The sequence below is a fragment of the Fusicatenibacter saccharivorans genome, from assembly GCF_015557635.1.
GTDB lineage: Bacteria > Bacillota > Clostridia > Lachnospirales > Lachnospiraceae > Fusicatenibacter > Fusicatenibacter saccharivorans.
This window is the reverse complement of record NZ_JADNOP010000050.1, coordinates 1-1,176: the sequence shown is the minus strand read 5'-3', so window position 1 is coordinate 1,176 and position 1,176 is coordinate 1. Positions and strand designations below refer to the sequence as shown.

Sequence of the window (1,176 nt, the reverse complement as noted above, 5' to 3'; positions counted from 1 at the left end):
AGATGCCCCTCCTGACTGTATTTCTTGAGCCGCTGGGCTTGAGAAAGAGAAGGGGTAGCCTGTTCGCTGTCCATCGCGTCCAACAGGTCTACCTGTTCCTCCTTTTTGAGAAAGGACAGCTCATAGGCAGGGTTCAGGGCAATCTTCTTTTCATCCACCATATCCATCAATTCAGGAATCAGCTCTGTCAGACGGATATAGCGCTGAACTTGATTTCTGCTTGAACCAGCCTGCTGAGCCAATATTTCATCGGCTCTCAACTTCGTCCCAACTTGGGACGAAGTTAAATCAACTCGCTCTCCCTGATGTTTCATGGCATCCAGCTTCATCTTGTAGGCAAATGCTCTTTCACTGGGGAGCAGACTTTCTCGTTGCAGGTTGCTGTCAACCATAATGATCGTGGCGGCATCATCATCCAAATCCCGAACAATGACCGGCATGGTCTCCTTTTCTGCCAGCTCACTGGCTCTGTGCCGCCTGTGTCCGGCTACCAGCTCATAACCGCCCTCCGGGTCCGGTCGAGCAATCGCCGGAACCAGAACGCCATACTGCTTGATACTGTCTGCGGTCTCCATCATGGCTTCGTCATCCTTGACTTTGAATGGATGCCCTTTGAACGGGTGCAGTTCCGACAGCGGGATTTCTACTACTTTTTCTCTCTGAGCATCGGCACGGCTCTCCTCCGTAGAAAACAGATCATCTACCGATGCCAGTTCTACTTTTTTCGCGCTGCTTTTCAAGTTTCAACACCTCCTTCGTCAGATTTCGATACCCCTCTGCCACCTTACCGCCAGGGTCATGGACGAAAATGCTTTTTCCCTCTGCGCTAATTTCCTTTGCACGGACAGAGTGTGGAATCTCCGTTCCAAAGACTTTGATTTTACTTCCATAGGTGTCCCGCAGCAAAGCAGCAATCTCTTTGGCAAAGTTGGTGCGGTTATCCACCATCGTCAGCAGGATACCGTCAATCTGGAGCTTTGGATTGATCTGCCGTTTTACCTTGCTGACCGTAGATAAAAGCTGTTCCAGTCCTTTGGCGGGCAGATACTCTGCCTGAACGGGAATTATGATCCTGTTCGCAGCAGCCAGCGCATTGACTGTAAGCATCCCCAACGAGGGCTGACAGTCAATCAGGATATGGGAATATTGTCCCTTCAGTGTGTCCAGATATTGCCG

At 50.5% G+C, this 1,176-nt stretch carries 2 protein-coding genes; both read right to left on the bottom strand.

Going from position 1 to position 1,176, the window contains the following annotated elements; genetic code table 11:
• Positions 1-740: ParB/RepB/Spo0J family partition protein (locus I2G42_RS16215; RefSeq protein WP_195531276.1), on the bottom strand; the 740-nt coding region annotated here is incomplete at its 3' end.
• Positions 697-1,176: ParA family protein (locus I2G42_RS16210; RefSeq protein ID WP_195531275.1), on the bottom strand; the 480-nt coding region annotated here is incomplete at its 5' end. The genes I2G42_RS16210 and I2G42_RS16215, both read right to left, overlap by 44 nt.